This window comes from Quadrisphaera granulorum (genome assembly GCF_003149145.1).
Classification (GTDB): Bacteria; Actinomycetota; Actinomycetes; order Actinomycetales; family Quadrisphaeraceae; genus Quadrisphaera; species Quadrisphaera granulorum.
In genome coordinates, this window is sequence record NZ_QGDQ01000014.1 from 88,292 (window position 1) to 106,746 (window position 18,455).

An 18,455-nucleotide genomic window follows, 5' to 3' on the forward strand; every position below is an offset into this window, starting at 1 on the left:
AGGCTCGACGCATGGCACTGCCGTCGTCCACGGGGTCCTCACCGGCGGAGCGGTTCGCCGCCGCCCAGGCACGCAACCAGCGCGAGCGGCGCCTCGAGAGCAGCGAGCTGGGGAAGTTCCGCGAACTCGTCGGCTTCGACCTCGACGACTTCCAGCTCCGCGCCTGCGAAGCCCTCGAAGCTGGCCGTGGGGTGCTGGTCGCGGCGCCCACAGGAGCCGGCAAGACCGTGGTGGGCGAGTTCGCCGTCCACCTGGCCCTGGCGTCGGGACGCAAGGCGTTCTACACGACGCCCATCAAGGCGCTGAGCAACCAGAAGCACGCCGAGCTCGCCGAGCGGTTCGGGTCCGAGCAGGTCGGCCTGCTCACGGGCGACACCTCGGTCAACGGTGACGCGCCCGTCGTCGTCATGACCACCGAGGTGCTCCGCAACATGCTCTATGCGGGGTCCCCGGCGCTGGACGGGCTCGCGCACGTGGTCATGGACGAGGTGCACTATCTCGCCGACCGCGCCCGCGGCGCCGTGTGGGAAGAGGTGATCATCCACCTGCCCGACGACGTGCTCATCACGTCCCTCAGCGCCACCGTGAGCAACGCCGAGGAGTTCGGCGACTGGCTGGCGACGGTGCGCGGCGCCGTCGACGTCGTCGTCTCCGAGCACCGCCCGGTGCCGCTGTGGCAGCACGTCATGGTGGGTACCCGCGTGGTCGACCTGTTCACCGAACGGGAGGCCGGCCACAGCAGCGCTGGCCGGCCGGTGCCGAGCCGCCGCGGCACGGCCCCGGCCGAGCCCAGCACGCAGCTGGAGGTCAACCCGGAACTCGTCCGGATGTCCCGTGAGGACGTGCACCGCGGCGGCGGCCCCGGCGGGCGTGGTGGCCGGACCCACCCGGGGAAGCGGCCCCCGCGCGGCGGGCAGCGGTCCCCGGCGGTGCGCGCCCGTGTCCACGCGCCCTCGCGGGCGGAGGTGCTGGCGGAGCTGGAGGAGGCCCACCTCTTGCCGGCGATCATCTTCGTCTTCTCCCGCGCCGGCTGTGACGCCGCCGTCCGCCAGTGCGTCTCGGCCGGGGTGCGCCTCACCACCGACGCCGAGCGCCGCGAGATCCGCGCGCTCGTGGAGGAGCGGTGCGCGGCCCTGCCCGACGTCGACCTCGCCGTCCTCGGCTACTGGGACTGGCTCGACGGCCTCTCCCGCGGCGTCGCGGCCCACCACGCGGGCATGCTGCCGACGTTCAAGGAAGTGGTCGAAGACCTCTTCGCCCGCGGGCTGGTCAAAGCCGTCTTCGCCACCGAGACGCTTGCGCTGGGCATCAACATGCCCGCGCGGTGCGTCGTCATCGAGAAGCTCGTGAAGTTCAACGGTGAGTCCCACGTCGACGTCACGCCCGGGGAGTACACCCAGCTGACCGGCCGCGCGGGCCGGCGCGGCATCGACGTGGAGGGCCACGCGGTGGTGCTGTGGCAGCCCGGGCTCGACGCGGAGGGCGTCGCCGGCCTGGCGTCCACCCGCACCTACCCGCTGCGCTCCAGCTTCCGGCCGACGTACAACATGGCCGTCAACCTCGTGGCCCAGGTGGGCCGGGCGCGGGCCCGCGAGGTGCTGGAGACGTCCTTCGCACAGTTCCAGGCCGACCGCGGCGTCGTCGGCCTGGCACGCCAGGCGCGCACCCAGTCCGAGGGGCTGGCCGGCTACGCCGAGGCCATGACCTGCCACCTGGGCGACTTCTCCGAGTACGCCGCGCTGCGCCGCCGCATCGGCGAGCTGGAGGGTGAGGGAGCACGACGACGACGGCGCGGCCCCGTCGAGGAGCTCTCGCTGCGCGGCGCGGAGGCGCGCCAGAAGGGCGGTGTGGGCAGCGGTCGGACCGGCTCAGCCGATGGCCAACGTCCCCTCCGCGACGACCAGGTGGCCGCCGAGGTCGCCCGCCTGCGCCGTCAGATGCGCCAGCACCCCTGCCACGGTTGTCCCGACCGTGAAGACCACGCGCGCTGGGCCGAACGGTGGGAGCGCCTGCGCAAGGAGCACGAGGGCGTCCTGGCGCGCATCGAGTCGCGCACCGGCACCATCGCGCGGACCTTCGACAGGGTGTGCGACCTCCTCGTGGAGCTCGGCTACCTCGAGCGGGGCGCCCGCTCGGCCGAGACCGGCGACGACGACGAGCTCCGCGTGAGCGCCGCCGGGCAGGTGCTGCGGCGCGTGTACGCCGAGAAGGACCTCCTCGTGGCCGAGTGCCTGCGCTCGGGGGCGTGGGCTTCGTTGGACGCCGCCGGGCTCGCCACCGTCCTCTCGACCATCGTCTACGAAGCCCGTCGCGAGGAGGGCCCACCGGCCGCCCACACCCCCGGCGGGCACGCGGTCTCCGCGGCGCTGACGGCGACCGTGCGGGCGTGGTCGCAGCTGTCCGACGCCGAGGAGTCCCACCACCTGCGCCCCACCGGCGAGCCCGACCTGGGGCTGGTCTGGCCGGTGCACCGCTGGTGCCGAGGGGCGTCGCTGGACGCCGTCCTGGATGCGGCGCGCGGTCCCGTCGACCTGGCCGCCGGAGACTTCGTGCGGTGGGCGCGGCAGCTGCTGGACCTGCTCGACCAGGTGGTCGTGGTGGCCTCGCGTGCCGGTACGGACGAGGGTGACGCGCTGGCCCGCACCGCACGGCAGGCCATCGCCCTGGTCGACCGCGGCGTGGTCACGTACTCGGCGGGCTCGGCCGCTCGCACCGCCTGATCAGGCCTCTGAGCTGCGTCGATGCCCTCACTCTCAGCCAGAGCTTGACTCTCAACCTTCACCTGAGACTTGAGCGTTTCTATGACGATCAAGGAAGTCTCGCACGGGACGCGTGCAGAGCTTCCTTGATCGTCACGGAGGGGGTCGGGGGTGTCAGGAGGTGAGGGCGGCCAGGAGACGTTCGGCGGGGGAGCGTGCGCCCCAGCGCTCGGCCAGGGCCCCGACGGCGGCCTGGTCCAGGCGTCCCGGTGCGGGAGTGGGGACGTCAGTGGCGGCGACGCCGGCCCCGTCGCGTAGGTCGCCGTCCCCGAACGGCTCCACCACCTCGCCGTGGCGCAGCACCCGCACCACGCGCGGGGCGACATCGAGATAGTCCGCGGCCTCCGCCAGGCGCGTGCGCTGCGCGGGCGTCACCGAAGGGTCGCCGTCGAGAGCTGCCTGGAGGATGCCGAGGAGATCGCCGTGGCGCCGCAGCAGGCTCGCCGCGGTCTTCTCCCCGATGCCCGCAACCCCGGGCAGGCCGTCGCTGGGGTCGCCGCGCAAGACGGCGAGGTCGGCGTAGGCGTCTCCGGGGCGCGCACCGGCCCCTGTGGGCAGTGCGTACTTCTCGGCGAGTGCGGCGCCGCCGACCACCTCGGCCTTGCCGACGCCCTTGCCGATCCAGATCACGCGCACGCCCGCGCCGTCGTGGGCGTCGTCGTCGACGAGCTGGAGGAGGTCGCGGTCACCGCTGACCACATCAATGCCGCCATCAATGCCATCAATTCCCGTTGCCCGAGGGCGGGTGGCGAGGACCCCGGCGACGTCGTCGGCCTCGCAGGCGGGTGCTCCGATGCGCGGCACCCCGAGGGCCTCGAGGAACTCGGCGATGGCGTCGGCTTGCGCGGGCAGGTACTCGGGCACCTCCTCGCCACCCTCCGCTTCTCCACTGGTCGCCACGCGGTGGGTCTTGTAGGAGGGGATGCGGGCGACGCGCCACGCGGGGCGCCAGTCGTCATCCCAGCAGGCGACGACGAAGGCCGGGCGGAACCTCTCGACGAGCGTCGCCGTCATGTCGAGGAAGCCGCGCACCGCGCCGGATGGCGTGCCGTCGGGGGCCTTCACCGAGGAGGGGATGGCGTAGAAGGCGCGGAAGTACAGGGTGGCGGCGTCAAGCAGTAGCGTGCGCTGCGCGCCGTCGAGATGGTCTGGCACCGCGTCAGCGTAGAGCGTAGGCGAGTCCGGGCAGCGTCTGATAACAGAACCATGTATGGCATCGTGCTCCCAGGACACGACGGCAGAATGAGCCGGTGAACGCACCGCCCGTGCCGGGCCTCGACGCCCCCCGCCGCGTGCTCTACCGCGGCGGCAGCGTCTACTCCCCGGCCGACCCGTTCGCCACCGCCGTCCTCCTGGAGGGCCCGACGGTCGCCTGGGTGGGCTCCGACGAAGCCGCCGACGCCCAAGCCGCCCGGGCTCGTGCCGACGGCGAGGCCCTGGCGGTGGTCGACCTCGACGGCGCGCTCGTGACCCCGGCCTTCGTCGACGCACACGTCCACACCACCGAGACCGGCCTGGCGATGACCGGCGTCGACCTCAGCGCCACCCGGAGCCTGACGGAAGCTCTCGACCTCGTGGCCCGGGCGGCCGCCGAGCACCCCGGCGAGCCGGTGCTCGGCCACGGCTGGGACGAGACCCGCTGGCCCGAGGGTCGCCCGCCGACCGCCGCCGAGCTCGAGCGCGCCGCGGGCGCCGGCACCGAGGTCTACCTTTCCCGCATCGACGTCCACTCCGCCGTCGTCTCCCCGGCGCTGGCGGCCCGCGCCGGGACGGCGAGCTCCGGAGGCCGCGTGGAGCGCGACGCCCACCACGCGGCCCGCGACGCCGTCCACCAGCCGCTGCTCGACGACCCGGCCCGCCGTCGCCAGCTGCAGCTGCGGGCTCTGCGCGCCGCGGCTTTCGCGGGCATCGGCAGCGTCCACGAGTGCTCGGCGCCGCACGTCGGCAGCCACGACGACCTGCGCGACCTCGTCGCCCTCTCGCAAGCAGGTGAGCACGACGGCGACGACGAGCGCGCCGCGCTGTCACGGGCTCTGCCCGACGTGCTCGCCCTGTGGGGCGAGCTGGTTCCCGACGAGCAGACCGCGCGGGCGCTCGTGGCCGACCTGGCCCTTCCGGAGGGGACCCTCATGGGGCTGGGCGGTGACCTCTGCGTCGACGGTGCCCTCGGGTCCCGCACGGCGTGGCTGCGCGAGCCGTACGCCGACCTGCCAGCTGGAGCCGAGGGATCGCGCGGGTACGCCTACCTCGACGTCGAGGCGCTGCGCGACCACGTCCTCGCGTGCACCCGCGCCGGCCTGCAAGCAGGGGTGCACGCCATCGGTGACGCCGGCCTCGACCTCGCGCTCGAGGCCTTCGGCGCCGCCGCCGACGTCCTGGCCGCCGAGGGTGCGCTGCCGCTGGCGGCCGCGCGCCACCGCATCGAGCACGTGACCTCCGTGGACGCCGCTGGCATCGCCACGATGGCCCGCCTGGGGCTGGTGGCCAGCGTCCAGCCCGCCTTCGACGCCGCGTGGGGCGGCCCTGACGGTGTCTACGCCGCACGCCTGGGCCGCGAGCGGGCGCTGGGGCTGCACCCCTTCGGCCCACTCGCCGCCGCCGGAGTGCCGCTGGCGCTGGGATCGGACAGCCCCGTCACGCCGTTCGCCCCCTGGGAGGCGGTGCGGGCCGCAGCGTTCCCGCACCTCCACGAGCACGCGATCTCCGCGCGGGCCGCGTTCCTCGCCTCCACGCGGGGGGGCTGGCGCGCCGCCCGCCGCGACGGCGAGGGCGCGCTCGTCCCAGGAAGTGCCGCGACGCTGGCGGTGTGGGAGCCGTCCGACCTCGTGGTGCAGGCCCCCGACGACAGGTTCCAGGCGTGGAGCACCGACGCGCGCTCCGGCACCCCGGGCCTGCCCGACCTCACGCCCGGCACCCCGGCTCCGCGCTGCCTGCTCACGCTCGTGCGCGGCCGCACCGCCCACGACGCCGGAGTGCTCGCATGAACCCCGTGATCTCGGCTGGCTCCGTGCCGGTGCTGCGGGCCCGCGCGGCCGTCCCGGTGGCGATCGGCGCCGGGCTGTTGCTCTATCTCGCCTTCCCCGGGCACGACCTGTGGTTCCTCGCCCCGCTGGGCATCGCCGGGCTGCTCGTCGCCGTCACCGCTCGGCGCGCCTGGCCAGCCGCGGGCCTGGGCCTGCTCACCGGGCTCGCGTTCTACCTGCCGCTGGTCTCGTGGTCGGGCATCTACCTGGGGCTCATCGCCTGGATCCCCCTGTCGGTGGCGTGCGCGCTGTCCGTGGCGGTGGCCGCGGTGCTCATGGCGTGGACGTCGCGGCTGCGCTTCCCGCTGCGGAGCACACTGAGCGCCCTGACCACGCCGAGCGCCGGTCTGCTGGCAGCGCTGCTGCGGGCGCTCACCGCCGCCGGGGCGTGGACGGCGATCGAGGCCGGCTTCGCCCGCTGGCCGTTCGGCGGCTTCGGGTGGGGACGCATCGCCTTCAGCCAGGCCGACGCCCCCACCCTCGGCCTGGCAGCGCTCGGGGGGGCGCCCCTGGTGAGCTTCGCCGTCGCCCTGACGGGCGCGCTCCTGGCTCAGGGGTTACTGGCCCGGCGCGACGAGCGCGCGGCGCTCGCGGGACGGCCCGGGCGGCCCGGCGTCGTCGTCCCCGTCACCGCCGTGGTGACGGTGCTCACAGCGCTGGCCGTGACGACTGTCGGGGCGCTCGTGCCCCGGCCCACGGGAGCCGAGGACGGCGACCTGTCGGTGGCGGCCGTGCAGGGCAACGTGCCGCGGGCGGGGCTGGAGTTCAACGCCCAGCGCCGTGCCGTCCTGGACAACCACGTCAAGGGCACCCTGGGGCTGTCCCAGCGGGTGCGCGAGGGGCAGGCGCCCGCGCCGCAGCTCGTGGTGTGGCCGGAGAACTCCTCCGACATCGACCCGCTGCGCAACCTCGACGCCAACTCCGAGATCCAGGCGGCCGCTGATGCGGTGAAGGCGCCGATCGTGCTCGGGGCGGTGCTGGTCGGCAACGAGCCGGGCACGGTGCGGAACACGTCGCTGGTGTGGGAGCCGGACGGCACCACCCGCGCCGGGCTGAACGGCCGCGGCGGTGTCGTCGAGTCCTACGACAAGCGCCACCCGGTGCCGTTCGCGGAGTACATCCCCTACAAATCCTTCTTCAGGCTCATCACGAAGAAGGTCGACCTCGTGGTGAACCAGTTCGTTCCCGGGGACCGGGTGGGGCGTCTGGACGCCGGGGGCGCGAAGCTGGGCGTGATGATCTGCTTCGAGGTGGTCGAGGACGGCCTGGTCGACGACACCATCGACGACGGCGCCGACCTGCTCGTCGTCCAGACCAACAACGCCACCTTCGGGTACTCGGCGGAGAACGTCCAGCAGCTGGCGATGTCGCGGCTGCGGGCGGTCGAGCACGGCCGCGCCGTCGTCCACGTCTCCACCGTGGGCACCAGCGCGCTGGTCATGCCCGACGGCACCCTCGTGGACCCCACGCAGCTGTACACCCCGGCGGTGATCTCGGGTCAGCTGCCGCTGCGGACGTCGCTGAGCGTGGCCGACCGCGTCCGGCAGGCGGGCGTGCCGCTGGAGGGGCTGCTCTCCGCGCTGGGGTTGCTCGGGGCGGCCGGTGGGCTGCTGCTCAGCCGCCGACGCCTCAGCGCCGACGGACCCGTCGTGGACGAGCGGCCCGTCGAACGCGAGCCGGTCGCGTGAGCGGCCAGCGCGTGCTGGTCATCACCCCCACCTACGACGAGCGCGAGTCCCTGCCGGTCACGCTGGCGCGCCTGCGGGCGGCGGTGCCGGACGCCGACGTCCTCGTCGTCGACGACGGCAGCCCCGACGGCACCGGCGAGATCGCCGACGCCATCGCCGTCTCCGACCCCGCAGTCCACGTCCTGCACCGCCCCCGCAAGAGCGGCCTCGGCGGCGCGTACACGGCGGGGTTCACCTGGGGCCTGCAGCGCGGGTACGACGTGCTCGTGGAGATGGACGCCGACGGCTCCCACGCCCCCGAGCAGCTGCCTTCACTGCTGGCTGCCGTCGGAGTACCCGGGGACGACGCCGGTCGCCGGGGTGCCGCTGGTGCCGACCTCGCCCTCGGCTCGCGCTGGGTGCCCGGCGGGCGGGTGGTCGACTGGCCGCTGACCCGCCAGCTGCTCTCGCGGGCCGGCAGCATCTGGGCGCGCTGGGCCACGGGAGCCCCGCTGCACGACGCCACCGGGGGCTTTCGCGCCTACCGGGCCCACGCGCTGCGCGCGATCGACCTGCCCTCGGTGCGCTCGGAGGGGTACTGCTACCAGATCGACCTCGCCACGCGCGTGGTCAGAGCCGGGCTGCGCGTGGTGGAAGTGCCCATCACCTTCACCGAGCGGGCGGCCGGCGCGAGCAAGATGAGCCGCGCGATCGTCGTCGAGGCCCTGTGGCGCACCACCGTCTGGGGCGCGCAGCGCCGCACCGACCAGGCCAGGACGGCGGCGGGCGTCGTCGTCCTCAGAGCCCAGAAGGCCCTGGCACACGTCCGGGAACGACGACGGGCCGGGCCCTCCCGGTAGGGAGAGCACCGGCCCGTTCCCGGGGGACCCGCGGGGGCGAGGTCCTCACCCGGGTCCGCACGGCGCTGCGGGCGGGCGCGCGCCGCGCGGGGGTGCGGTCAGCGTCAGGCGCTGCGCCGCTGGTGCAGGGTGCCGTTGCGCAGCTTGGTGAGCCGCTCCTCGAGCAGCACCTCCAGGTCAGCCACGGAACGGCGCTCCAAGAGCATGTCCCAGTGGGTGCGCGCCGGCTTGGTCGGCTTCACCTCGGGGGTCTCGCCGTTACGCAGCAGCGCCTCGGCGCCGCAGCGGCACTCCCAGACCGCGGGCACGTCGGCCTCGGCGGCGAACGGCAGCTGGGTCACGTGCCCCTGCGGGCAGTCGTAGACCGCGAGCTGACGGGGCGCCAGCTCGACGCCCTCCTCGCTCTCCATGCTCGAGCCACCAAGGCGCGTTCCGCGCAGGCTCCTGTCACTCATGATGTCCTCCAGTCGCTTCTCACGCCGTCTCGCCCCGGCGCTGGCGTCGTCGTGCGTCGGGAACCACGGCCGAGTCGGATCAGTCGCAGGGGGGCTGCCGTGCGCCCCCACTGCAGCAGCCGGTACTCCGACCACAACGGTCAACTACCCCGATCTGTTCCCTTCGGTCGCGCCCGATCCGACGCTGAGTGTGATCTCGGTGACACCCTGTACCCCATGGACGACGTCAGCCACCCCTCGAGCAGCCTGCGGGCGGCGCTCGCGGCCGGTTCCGTGCTCCTGGACGGCGGCCTGTCCACCGAACTGGAGACCAGGGGGCACGACGTCTCCACGGCCCTCTGGTCAGCGCGTTTGCTCCTGGACGACCCGGCCGCCGTCGTCGCCGCGCACGCCGCCTTCGCCGCCGCCGGAGCTCAGGTGGTCACCACCGCCAGCTACCAGGCGACGCTGCCCGGCCTGATGGCCGCAGGACTCGAACGGCGCGAGGCCGAACGGGTCATCTCCTCTTCGGTGGCGCTGGCACGCCAGGGCCTGGATGCCGGTCAGGAGCACGGTGTGGACTCCGCGGGGCGGCGCGGCTGGGTCGCCGGATCCATCGGCGCCTACGGGGCGCACCTGGCGGACGGCTCGGAGTACACCGGTTCCTACCTGCACGGCCCCGAGCGCGTCTCGCAGCGGCAGCTGCGCGAGCACCACCGCCCGCACCTGGACCTGCTCGCCGCCGCGGGAGCCGACGTGGTCGCGTGCGAGACGTTGCCCGGCGCCGCCGAGGTAGAGGCGCTCGTCCTCGAGCTCGAGGCGCTGGCGGTGCCCGCGTGGGTGTCGATGAGCGCGGTGGTCGACGACGACGGCGTCGCGCGCACCCGCTGTGGCGAGCCGCTGGCGCCGGTGCTCGCGGCGGCGGCGCGGGTGCCGACCGTCATCGCCGTCGGCGTGAACTGCCTGGACCCCTCGGCGGTGCTGCCGGCGCTGCAGCAGGTGGGGGCGGCGGTGCCGGCGGGCGAGGCGGCGCTGGTGGTCTACCCCAACAGCGGAGAGGCCTGGGATGCCGCCGCCCGCGCCTGGACGGGTGCCGGCTCTGCTGGTGAGCGCGCTGGGGTGGGTGATGACCTCTCCCGTGGGGCAACGCAGTGGCTCGACGCGGGCGCCCGCCTGGTCGGAGGGTGCTGTCGGGTGCGTCCCGCGCACATCGCCGCCCTGGCCGGTGTGCTCACCCCCTGACGCGCGACGATCCCCTTCAGGGATGGTGCGCTAGGGGGTGGTGCGCTGGGCCTGTGCCCGACCGCGCGCCACGTCGAGGCGTGCCAGCAGCACCCCACCGACGACGAAGAACACCACGAGCGAGGCGATCGCGGGCCGGTAGGACCCGGTGAGCTGGAACACCAGTCCGAAGACGAGTGTGCCGAGCCAGCTCGTGCCGCGCTCGGCGGACTGGTACAGCCCAAACCACTCCGCCTCTCGCCCGACGGGCACCAGCTGGCTGAACAGCGACCGCGACAGCGCCTGCGTGCCACCGAGCACCAGCCCGATGCTGGCCGCCAGCACGAGGAACAGCCCGAACCGGCCGGCCGGGATGAGCATCCCGGCCACCACCACCCCGATCCAGATGACCAGCGAGCCGAGGATCGTCGCCTTCGCCGAGGTCCGCTGCGCGATGCCTCCGGCCAGTAGCGCTCCCAGCAGCGCCACCACCTGCACGAGGAGGATGGCGATCACCAACTGGTTCGACGCCAGCCCCAGCTGCTGCTGCCCGTAGATGCTGGCCGCCGCGATGACCGTCTGCACGCCGTCGTTGAAGAACAGGTAAGCGATGAGGAACAGCAGGGTCTGCGGGTACGCCGGCGCCCCGCGCAGCGTGCGCACCAGCTGCCCGAGGGATCCGAGGACGACGCGCGCGGTGCCCCCTCGGGGAAGGGCGCTGCCGGGGGCGACGACGACGGCGGGCTCTCCGTCCAGCCGCCGCAGTCCCAGGTGCGGCACGAGGGTGAACGCGCCCCACCACAGTCCCGCGGTGAGCAGCGACAGCCGCACGGCGCTGCCCTGGTCCAGCCCGAGGGCGTCGGCGCTGGACAGCAGGACGAGGTTGGCCGCGAGCAGCAGCGCCCCACCGGCGTACCCCATCGCCCAACCCCGGCTGGAGATCCGGTCACGCTCCTCAGGACGCGCCAGCCGCACGAGCAGGGAGTCGTAGACGACGAGCGAGGCGCCCAGGCACAGGCTCGCCACGAGCTGCAGGAGTGCCCCCAGCACCCAGCGGTCTCCGGAGACGAAGACCATCGCCGCGGCCGCAGTGGCGCCCACCCATGCGAAGCCGCTGAGCAGCCGTCGCGGGGAACGAGACCTGTCGGCCACCGCGCCCACCGCCGGCAGCACGATCGCGGACAGCAGCGTCGCGAAGGTCACCACGTACAGCGCCAGCGATCCCGGGGCCACGGGGATCCCCAGCACGCTGAGAGCCACCGGGCAGGTAGTGGCGCCGTCGCGCACTACCTCCCCGACCCCGCCCGGGCACGCCGCCGCCTCCGCGATGGCGGTGAGGTAGGGAGAGAACAGGACGGTGGCGGTCGTGGTGACGTAGGCGGAGTTGGCCCAGTCGTAGACGTACCAGGCGCGGCGCGCTCGCCCGCGCTGCGCCTCGGTGAGCACCGGCTCCCGGGGTGTGGGGCTCTGAGGTGCGTTCACGAGCGGGGCTCCTCCGCGGCGGCAGGGCCATTGGCCGTCGGGCGGGCAGTCGATGTGGTGGTCGGGTCCTCGATGCGGGGTGGCCACGCCCCGCGCTCGCGGAGCACCTCGCGGACGGCGGCGGCGTCGTCGGTGACGATCCCGTCCACCCCGAGGTCGAGCAGGCGGTGGACGTCGGTGGGGTCGTCGACGGTCCAGACGTGCACGGACAGGCCTGCGGAGTGGGCGGCCTCGACCAGGAGGCCGGTGACGATGCGCACCTGCCGTCCGGCCACCGCTGACGTCTGGGGCACCTGCAGCGCGTCGGCGCCGACGAGTGCCCGCAAGATCTTGCCGCGCAGCCCCAGGCGCGCCCCGACGAGGAACCTGAGCACCCCGGCGGTCCCGGCGGAGCTGGTCACCGGGACACCGCGCGCTGCCAGCGCCGCGACGACGGCGCGGCGGCGGCCGTCGGAGAAGGAGGCCACGCAGACCCGGTGGGCGTCGCGACGTCGGGCAGCGAGCAACGCCACCATCGGCGCAACCGCACCGACCTCCTTGACGTCGACGTTGAGTCGCACCCGTGGGCGCTGGTCGGCCCAGGCGTCGAGCAGGTCCTCCAGGCGCACCGGGGCGTGCTGCGTCACCGCACCGGTGGCGTCACGCAGGCGCAGGCGGGAGACCTGCTCCCAGGTGAGCGCCGACAGCGGACCCGTGCCGTCGGTGGTGCGGTCCAGGGTGGGGTCGTGCAGAGCGACCAGGACACCGTCGGCGGTGGCGTGAACGTCCGTCTCCAGGAACCGGTACCCCAGCGCCACCGCGTCGTCGAAGGCTGCCAGGGAGTTCTCCGGGTGTGCGGCTCCGCCGCGGTGAGCCAGCGCCACGGGGCCACTGGCCCCCAGGAAGGTCCTGCCCGGCGCACGGGCAGGCTCGGGCACATGCGCAGGCTCGGGCACACCGGAAGGCACCGGGGAAGTGTGGCCTAGCGCCCCGCGACTCCCGGCCCGCTGCGCCTTCGGACGCGGTGACGTGCTGGTGAACATCAGGCGCGGCTGTCCCCGGCGTGAGCCGATCGGACGTGGGATCGAGCCGTCACGCATCACTCATGATGTGATGTTCAATGTGGATAAGCCACAGACTGATGTTGGGCCGACTGATGGTGGGCCGAGCGGCCGCGAGGTCGTCGTCGCGGTCATCGGTGACCTCGTCGGCTCCCGGCGCGCGACCGACCGCGCTGGCCTGCAGCGCACCCTCGTCGCCGCCCTGCACGACGCTGGCGCGCTCGTCCCGGCCCGGCAGCCCCTCGCGCCCACCATCGGCGATGAGTTCCAGGGCACCTTCAGCACCCTCGGCGCCGCAGCGCGGGCCGCCCTGCTGGTGCGCCTGGCCCTGCTCGAGGCCGGCGCCGACGTCCGGGTAGGGCTCGGAGCTGGCACCGCCGTCGTCGTCGACCCTGCCGCGACACCCCCCGTCCAGGACGGCCCAGCCTGGTGGGCCGCGCGCAGGGCTGTGGAGACCGCCGAGCGCCTCGCCGCGTCACCGCGCTCGCGGAGCACCCGGACCTGGTTCGTCGACAGGAGCCTCGACCACGGTGGTCCGGACGCGGGGGGCGATCACGATGACGATGACGACGGCAACGGCAACGGCAACGGCAATGGCGATGACGACGGCGACGTGAGCGCCGCGGCCACCGCCAACGCTTTCCTCGCCATCCGTGACGACGTCGTCGCGCGGATGAGTCCGCGCGCCCGCCGGTTGCTGGCCCACCAGCTGCGCGGACATCCCCAGCAGGTGGTCGCCCACGCCGAAGGGGTCACCCAGCCCGCCGTCAGTCAGGCCCTGGCCCGGTCCGGCGCGCTCGCCATCTGGCGCGGTCAGCAGCTGCTGGACTCCCACCACCTTGCCCATCAGCTCGCCCACTCGGTCGGACATCAGGCCGGGCGCGCCTCGGTCCGGCAGGAGGTCTGATGCTGCTGCTCGCCGCGCTGTGGACCGGGCTGGCCGTCGCCGACCTGGTGCGCTGGACCCCCGGCCCGGTCAGCCTGCCCCGACGCGTGATGGCAGGCCTCGCCGCGGCCCTGTCGGGCCTGCTGCTGGCCACTGTGACCACCACTGTGACCACCACTGTGACCACCACTGTGACCACCACTGTGACCACCACGGGTGCCGTTCACGTGGCCGCCGTGGCGCTCGCGGCAGCCGGTGGCGCACTCGTGTGGATCGTCCTCAGCGAGGCGCCCGGTGGTCTGCGCCCCGCACGGCAGGCGCGTCCCGGACGAGCTGCCCGAGATGCGCGAACTGTCCGAGCTGGGCGCACCTCGAGGCCGGAGGGGGCCGCGATCGCGGCGCTCGCGGGCCTGGCGGGGATGCACGCCGTCGTCGTCCTCCTGGCTCCTCTGGTGCCGGGTCTGCAACCGTCGGCGCCCCTGGCCCGCTGGTGGGCGGCCCTCGAGGCAGCGGGGCTGCCCGGTCTGGCCTCGGTCGGGGCTGGGCGCGCACTGCTGGCGGTCGTGGGCACGGGGTTGCTGCTGGCTACCGCCAATCGGGTCGTACGGCTCGTGCTCACCGCCAGTGGCACACCTCCCGACGCGGGTGAGGCGGCTCTGCGGGGAGGGAGACTCCTCGGCCCACTCGAACGCGTGTTCCTCCTCGGTCTGGCTCTCGGGGGAGACCTCACTGCCGCCGCCGCGGTCATCGCCGCCAAGGGGCTGCTGCGCCTGCCCGAGGTGCGCACCGCCAGTCGCCTGGCGCTGGCAGGAGAGCCGGCAGGGTCAGGAGCGGCGGAGCCTGCTCGGGCGCTGCGCGGCGCCGATGTCGTCACCGAGTACTTCCTCGTGGGGACGTTCACGAGCTGGCTGCTCGCCCTCGCCGTCGCCGGGGTGGTCGTGCTGGGAGGCGCCTGAGTCGGAAGACCCGGAGGCGACATCCCTACGATGCACGTCGTGGCGCCCGAGACGATCTCCGAGCAGGCAGACGACGGTACGACCGGCAGCACGACCGGCAGCACGACCGGCAGCGAGACCGGCGTACCCGTGGGGCCGGTGGACTCCTCCCGGGTCCCGCGCTTCGCTGGACCGGCCACGTTCGCCCGCCTGCCCCGTGCGGACGAGGTGGGGCGTGCCGACGTCGCCGTCATCGGGGTGCCGTTCGACTCCGGGGTCTCCTACCGCCCCGGTGCCCGCTTCGGCCCGGCCGCCGTGCGCGAGGCCTCCCGCTTGCTGCGCCCGCACCACCCCGGGCTCGACGTCGACCCGTTCGCGCGTCAGCAGGTGGTCGACGCCGGCGACGTCGTCGCCAATCCCTTCTCCATCGAACAGGCGATCGAACAGGTGGAGCGTGGTGCGGACGAGCTCTCCGGCGCCGGCGCCCGCCTGGTCACCATCGGCGGCGACCACACCATCGCCCTGCCCCTGCTGCGCTCCGTCGTGCGCCGCCACGGCCCCGTCGCCCTGGTCCACTTCGACGCCCACCTGGACACCTGGGACACCTACTTCGGCGCCCCCTACACCCACGGCACCCCCTTCCGCCGCGCCGTGGAGGAAGGCCTGCTCGAACCCGGCGCCCTCACCCACGTCGGCACCCGCGGCCCCCTGTACGGCCGCTCCGACCTCACCGACGACGCCCGCCTCGGCTTCGGCCTGGTCACCAGCGCCGACGTCATGCGCCGCGGCGTCGACGAGATCGTCGACGGACTGCGCTCGCGGATCGGCGACCGCCCGCTCTACCTCAGCATCGACATCGACGTCCTCGACCCCGCCCACGCCCCCGGCACCGGCACCCCCGAAGCCGGCGGCATGACCAGCCGCGAACTCCTCGAGGTGCTCCGCGGCCTCGCGGGCCTGCAGCTGGTCGGCGCCGACGTCGTCGAGGTGGCCCCCGCCTACGACCACGCCCAGATGACCGCCGTGGCCGCCAGCCACGTTGCCTACGACCTTGTCTCCCTCATGGCCCTCTCTCCGACGAACGGGACCCCCCAGTGACCGCAGCCACCGGCGAGGGGGTGCTCGGCACCCTGGCCCACCCGGAGGTGACCATGCTCACCCCCGACTTCCCCTTCCAGTACGACCGCTGGCTCGCCCACCCCGCCGGGCTGGGCTCGGTGCCGGCGAGTGCCCGCGGCGCCCGCGTCGCCGTCGTCGGAGCCGGGATCTCCGGCCTGGTCACCGCCTACGAACTCGCCCGCCTGGGGCTGCGCCCCGTCATCTACGAAGCCGACCAGATCGGCGGCCGCCTGCGCTCGGTGCCCTTCCCTGGCGGTGTCCCCGGGGTGCTCGCCGAACTCGGCGGCATGCGCTTCCCCTCCTCCGGACGGGCCTTCTTCCACTACGCCGACCTCCTCGGCGTGACCACTCAGCCCTTCCCCAACCCCCTGACACCCTCGGCGGGCTCCACCGTCATCGACCTCGGCGGCACCAGCCACTACGCCGAGACCCCCGCCGACCTGCCACCGTTCTTCACCGAGGTCGCCCGCGCCTGGGCCGCCGCGCTCGCGGAGATCGGCGTGCCCGACCTACAGGCCGCCATCGCCGCCCGCGACCTGCCCCGCGTCAAGGCGCTGTGGGACCCCATCGTGCGCGCCCGCGACGAGCAGAGCTTCTACGGCTTCGTCGCAGCCTCCGCCAGCTTCCGGGCCCTGCCCTACGCCCACCGCGAGGCCTTCGGACAGGTCGGCTTCGGCACCGGGGGCTGGGACACCGACTTCCCCCACTCCATCCTGGAGATCCTGCGGGTCATCACCACCAACGCCGACGAAGACCACCGCCGCATCCTCGGCGGCGCCCAGCAGGTGCCGCTGCGCCTGTGGGCTGCCGCCCTGCCCGACGGACCGCTCGCCGGGCGCAGCCTCAGCGACCTGCACGGGGGAGCCCCCCGCCCCGGCGTCACCGCGTTGCACCGCGCCCCCGGCACCGACGGCGCGCACGGCCCCGTCGTCGTCACCGACCGCTGGGGACAGTCCCACGCCTACGACGCCGTCGTCGTCACCTGCCAGTCGTGGATGCTGTCGGCGCGCATCGCCACCGAGGAGTCCCTGTTCGACCACGCCACGTGGATGGCGATGGACAGGTCCCACTACTCCCAGTCCTCCAAGACCTTCGTCATGGTCGACCGGCCCTTCTGGCGCGACCGCGACCCCGCCACCGGTCGCCGCGTCATGAGCTGCACCCTCACCGACCGCATGACCCGCGCCACCTACCTCCTGGACGGGGAAGGTGGCGGCGATGACGAACCCGCCGTCATCTGCCTCAGCTACACCTGGAACGACGACGCCCTGAAGTGGCTCGCCCTGTCCACCGACGAGCGCGTCCGCCTCATGCTGCGCTCCTTGGCCGAGGTCTACCCCGACGTCGACATCGCCAGCCACATCATCGGCGAGCCCGTCACCGTCTCCTGGGAGTCCGACCCCAACTTCATGGGCGCCTTCCGCGGAGCCCTACCCGGCCACTACCGCTACCAGCGCCGCCTGTTCAGCCACTTCGCCCGCACCGGCGCGTCCCCTGCCCAGCAGGGCCTCTTCCTCGCCGGCGACGACATCTCCTTCACCCCCGGCTGGGCCGACGGCGCCGTCACCACCGCCCTCAACGCCGTCGCCGGGGTCGTCGCCCACCTCGGCGGCGCCGCCCACCCCGACAACCCCGGCCCCAGCCAGGCCTTCGAGGACCTCGCGCCCCTCGACCTGGACGCCACGGACCCTTCAACCAGCACAGATCCTTCCACCAGCATCGATCCCTCGACCAGCACCCTCGGACCAGCCGGGGGATGAGGAACCCCTACCGAGAGGTCCTACGCACCCCCGGAGCCCCCGCCTTCGTGGCCGCCGGGCTCCTCGCCCGCCTGCCCATCTCCATGTACGGGCTCATCTACGTCTTCCTCATCGAAGATGCGACGGGCTCCTACGGCGCCGCCGGCGCCGTCGCCGCCTGTGCCTCCATTGCCTCCGCGCTCGGCGCGCCCGTCCTGTCCCGCCTCGTCGACCGCCACGGCCAGGCCCGCGTCGCCATCCCCGCACTCACGGTCCACACCGCCGGCATCCTCATCGTCCTGGCCGCGACCGCCCTCAGTGCTCCGGTCCTGGTCATAGGGCTCGCCGCCGCGCTCGCGGGCGCCAGCTTCACCAGCTGGGGCTCCCTGGTGCGCGCCCGCTGGGCCTGGGCCCTGCGCGACGACAGCGGCCGCCTCCACCCTGCCTTCTCCCTGGAGTCCGTCCTCGACGAGGTCACCTTCACCGTCGGACCGCCCCTGGCCACCGTCCTCGCTGTCACCGTCTCACCCTCGGTGGCGCTAGGCACCGCCCTCGCGGCGACCGTGCTCGGCGGGACGGCGCTGGTGGTGCAACGGTCCACCCAGCCGCCGGTGACGAAGAAGGCTGCGCCGACAGCGGCCACGGAGGCCACGGCAGCCGGCGCCGCCCGGACACTTTCTGCGACCAGGGGGATGATCAGCAGCATGGTCGGCGTCATGGAGTACGGCGGCATCCGTGCCCTCGCGCTGGCGTTCGTGGCCACCGGCGTCGTCTTCGGGTCGGTGGAGGTCATCGCCGTAGCCTTCACCGCCGAGCGGGGAGCGCCCGCTGCGGCCGGCGTCGTGCTGGCGCTGTACTCGATCGGCAGCCTGCTGGCCGGGCTCGTCTTCGGAGCGATCACCTGGAGGGGGAGCCTGCCGCGCCGGTTCCGACTGGGGGCGGTGGGGATGGCGGTGCTCATCGCGCCGGTGGCGACCTCGGGCAGCATCCCGGTGCTGGCGGCGACGCTGTTCCTGTCCGGGCTGGCGATCTCCCCGACGTTGATCTCCGGTAACGCGCTCGTCGCCGAGCTCGTGCCGGCCCGTCAGCTCACCGAGGGGCTGGCGTGGATCGGCACCTCCCTCGGGCTGGGCGTCTCCCTCGGGGCGGCGTTCGCGGGACGGTTCATCGACAGCGCCGGCTCACAGACGGCGCTGCTGTTGCCCGTGGTTGCTGCGGCGGTGGCGGCGCTCGTCGTCGTCGCCTTCTCCCGCGCCCTCGGGGTGGTTCCGCGCAGCGCCTGAGCAGCGC

General features: G+C 74.0%; 14 protein-coding genes. 10 read left to right on the forward strand and 4 right to left on the reverse strand.

Annotated elements, in window-relative coordinates; all coding sequences use genetic code 11:
• The first annotated feature begins 11 nt into the window (after positions 1-11).
• Positions 12-2,720 (forward strand): DEAD/DEAH box helicase, encoded by a 2,709-nt coding sequence (locus tag BXY45_RS12325; RefSeq protein ID WP_109774800.1) that lies wholly within the window; start codon positions 12-14, stop codon positions 2,718-2,720.
• A gap of 153 nt (positions 2,721-2,873) precedes the next feature.
• Here the strand turns inward: BXY45_RS12325 and BXY45_RS12330 are convergent, their stop codons facing one another.
• Complete coding sequence (locus tag BXY45_RS12330; protein WP_109774801.1) at positions 2,874-3,914, reverse strand: 5'-3' exonuclease; 1,041 nt, start codon at positions 3,912-3,914, stop codon at positions 2,874-2,876.
• Between the two features lie 95 nt (positions 3,915-4,009).
• Between BXY45_RS12330 and BXY45_RS12335 the strand changes: the two genes are divergently transcribed.
• Genes BXY45_RS12335 through BXY45_RS12345 form a run of 3 tightly spaced genes read left to right on the forward strand, consistent with a single transcriptional unit; the run spans position 4,010 to position 8,309 of the window.
• Positions 4,010-5,743, forward strand: coding sequence for an amidohydrolase (locus BXY45_RS12335; RefSeq protein WP_245961781.1), 1,734 nt, complete (start codon positions 4,010-4,012; stop codon positions 5,741-5,743).
• A complete protein-coding gene (gene lnt, locus BXY45_RS12340) occupies positions 5,740-7,470 on the forward strand; it encodes an apolipoprotein N-acyltransferase (RefSeq protein ID WP_109774802.1) in 1,731 nt (576 codons plus the stop codon). Before BXY45_RS12335 ends, lnt begins: the two co-directional genes overlap by 4 nt.
• Positions 7,467-8,309 carry a polyprenol monophosphomannose synthase gene (locus BXY45_RS12345; protein WP_109774803.1) on the forward strand — a complete coding sequence of 281 codons (843 nt, stop codon included), beginning with the start codon at positions 7,467-7,469 and terminating at the stop codon, positions 8,307-8,309. The genes lnt and BXY45_RS12345 overlap by 4 nt, the downstream gene beginning before the upstream one ends.
• 104 nt (positions 8,310-8,413) lie before the next feature.
• Here BXY45_RS12345 and BXY45_RS12350 read toward each other — a convergent pair whose 3' ends face one another.
• Positions 8,414-8,764 (reverse strand): RNA polymerase-binding protein RbpA, encoded by a 351-nt coding sequence (locus tag BXY45_RS12350; protein WP_109774804.1) that lies wholly within the window; start codon positions 8,762-8,764, stop codon positions 8,414-8,416.
• A 216-nt stretch (positions 8,765-8,980) separates the two neighbouring features.
• Between BXY45_RS12350 and mmuM the strand changes: the two genes are divergently transcribed.
• Entirely contained in the window at positions 8,981-9,985 is a 1,005-nt protein-coding gene (mmuM, locus tag BXY45_RS12355; RefSeq protein ID WP_109774805.1) for a homocysteine S-methyltransferase, read from the forward strand.
• Between the two features lie 30 nt (positions 9,986-10,015).
• On the opposite strand, the gene BXY45_RS12360 is transcribed toward mmuM, so the two are convergent.
• Together BXY45_RS12360 and BXY45_RS12365 are read right to left on the reverse strand one after the other, a co-directional pair.
• The gene (locus BXY45_RS12360) at positions 10,016-11,446 is read right to left on the reverse strand and encodes an MFS transporter (protein ID WP_245961782.1); all 1,431 of its coding nucleotides are present in this window, start codon (positions 11,444-11,446) and stop codon (positions 10,016-10,018) included.
• Positions 11,443-12,363, reverse strand: coding sequence for a glycerophosphodiester phosphodiesterase family protein (locus tag BXY45_RS12365; protein WP_245961783.1), 921 nt, complete (start codon positions 12,361-12,363; stop codon positions 11,443-11,445). The genes BXY45_RS12360 and BXY45_RS12365 overlap by 4 nt, the downstream gene beginning before the upstream one ends.
• A 175-nt stretch (positions 12,364-12,538) precedes the next feature.
• On the opposite strand from BXY45_RS12365, the gene BXY45_RS12370 reads away from it, so the two are divergent.
• The 5 genes from BXY45_RS12370 (at position 12,539) to BXY45_RS12390 (ending at position 18,448) form a co-directional block, all read left to right on the forward strand.
• Positions 12,539-13,393, forward strand: a complete 855-nt coding sequence (locus BXY45_RS12370; protein WP_109774806.1) for a SatD family protein — start codon at positions 12,539-12,541, stop codon at positions 13,391-13,393.
• On the forward strand, positions 13,393-14,328 hold the full coding sequence (locus BXY45_RS12375) for a hypothetical protein (protein ID WP_109774807.1): 936 nt from the start codon (positions 13,393-13,395) through the stop codon (positions 14,326-14,328). The genes BXY45_RS12370 and BXY45_RS12375 overlap by 1 nt, the downstream gene beginning before the upstream one ends.
• A 129-nt stretch (positions 14,329-14,457) precedes the next feature.
• Positions 14,458-15,405 carry an agmatinase gene (gene speB / locus BXY45_RS12380; RefSeq protein ID WP_342799554.1) on the forward strand — a complete coding sequence of 316 codons (948 nt, stop codon included), beginning with the start codon at positions 14,458-14,460 and terminating at the stop codon, positions 15,403-15,405.
• 53 nt (positions 15,406-15,458) lie between these two features.
• A complete protein-coding gene (locus tag BXY45_RS12385; protein ID WP_109774839.1) occupies positions 15,459-17,186 on the forward strand; it encodes an FAD-dependent oxidoreductase in 1,728 nt (575 codons plus the stop codon).
• Entirely contained in the window at positions 17,183-18,448 is a 1,266-nt protein-coding gene (locus tag BXY45_RS12390) for an MFS transporter (protein ID WP_109774809.1), read from the forward strand. Before BXY45_RS12385 ends, BXY45_RS12390 begins: the two co-directional genes overlap by 4 nt.
• The last annotated feature ends 7 nt before the right edge of the window (positions 18,449-18,455 follow it).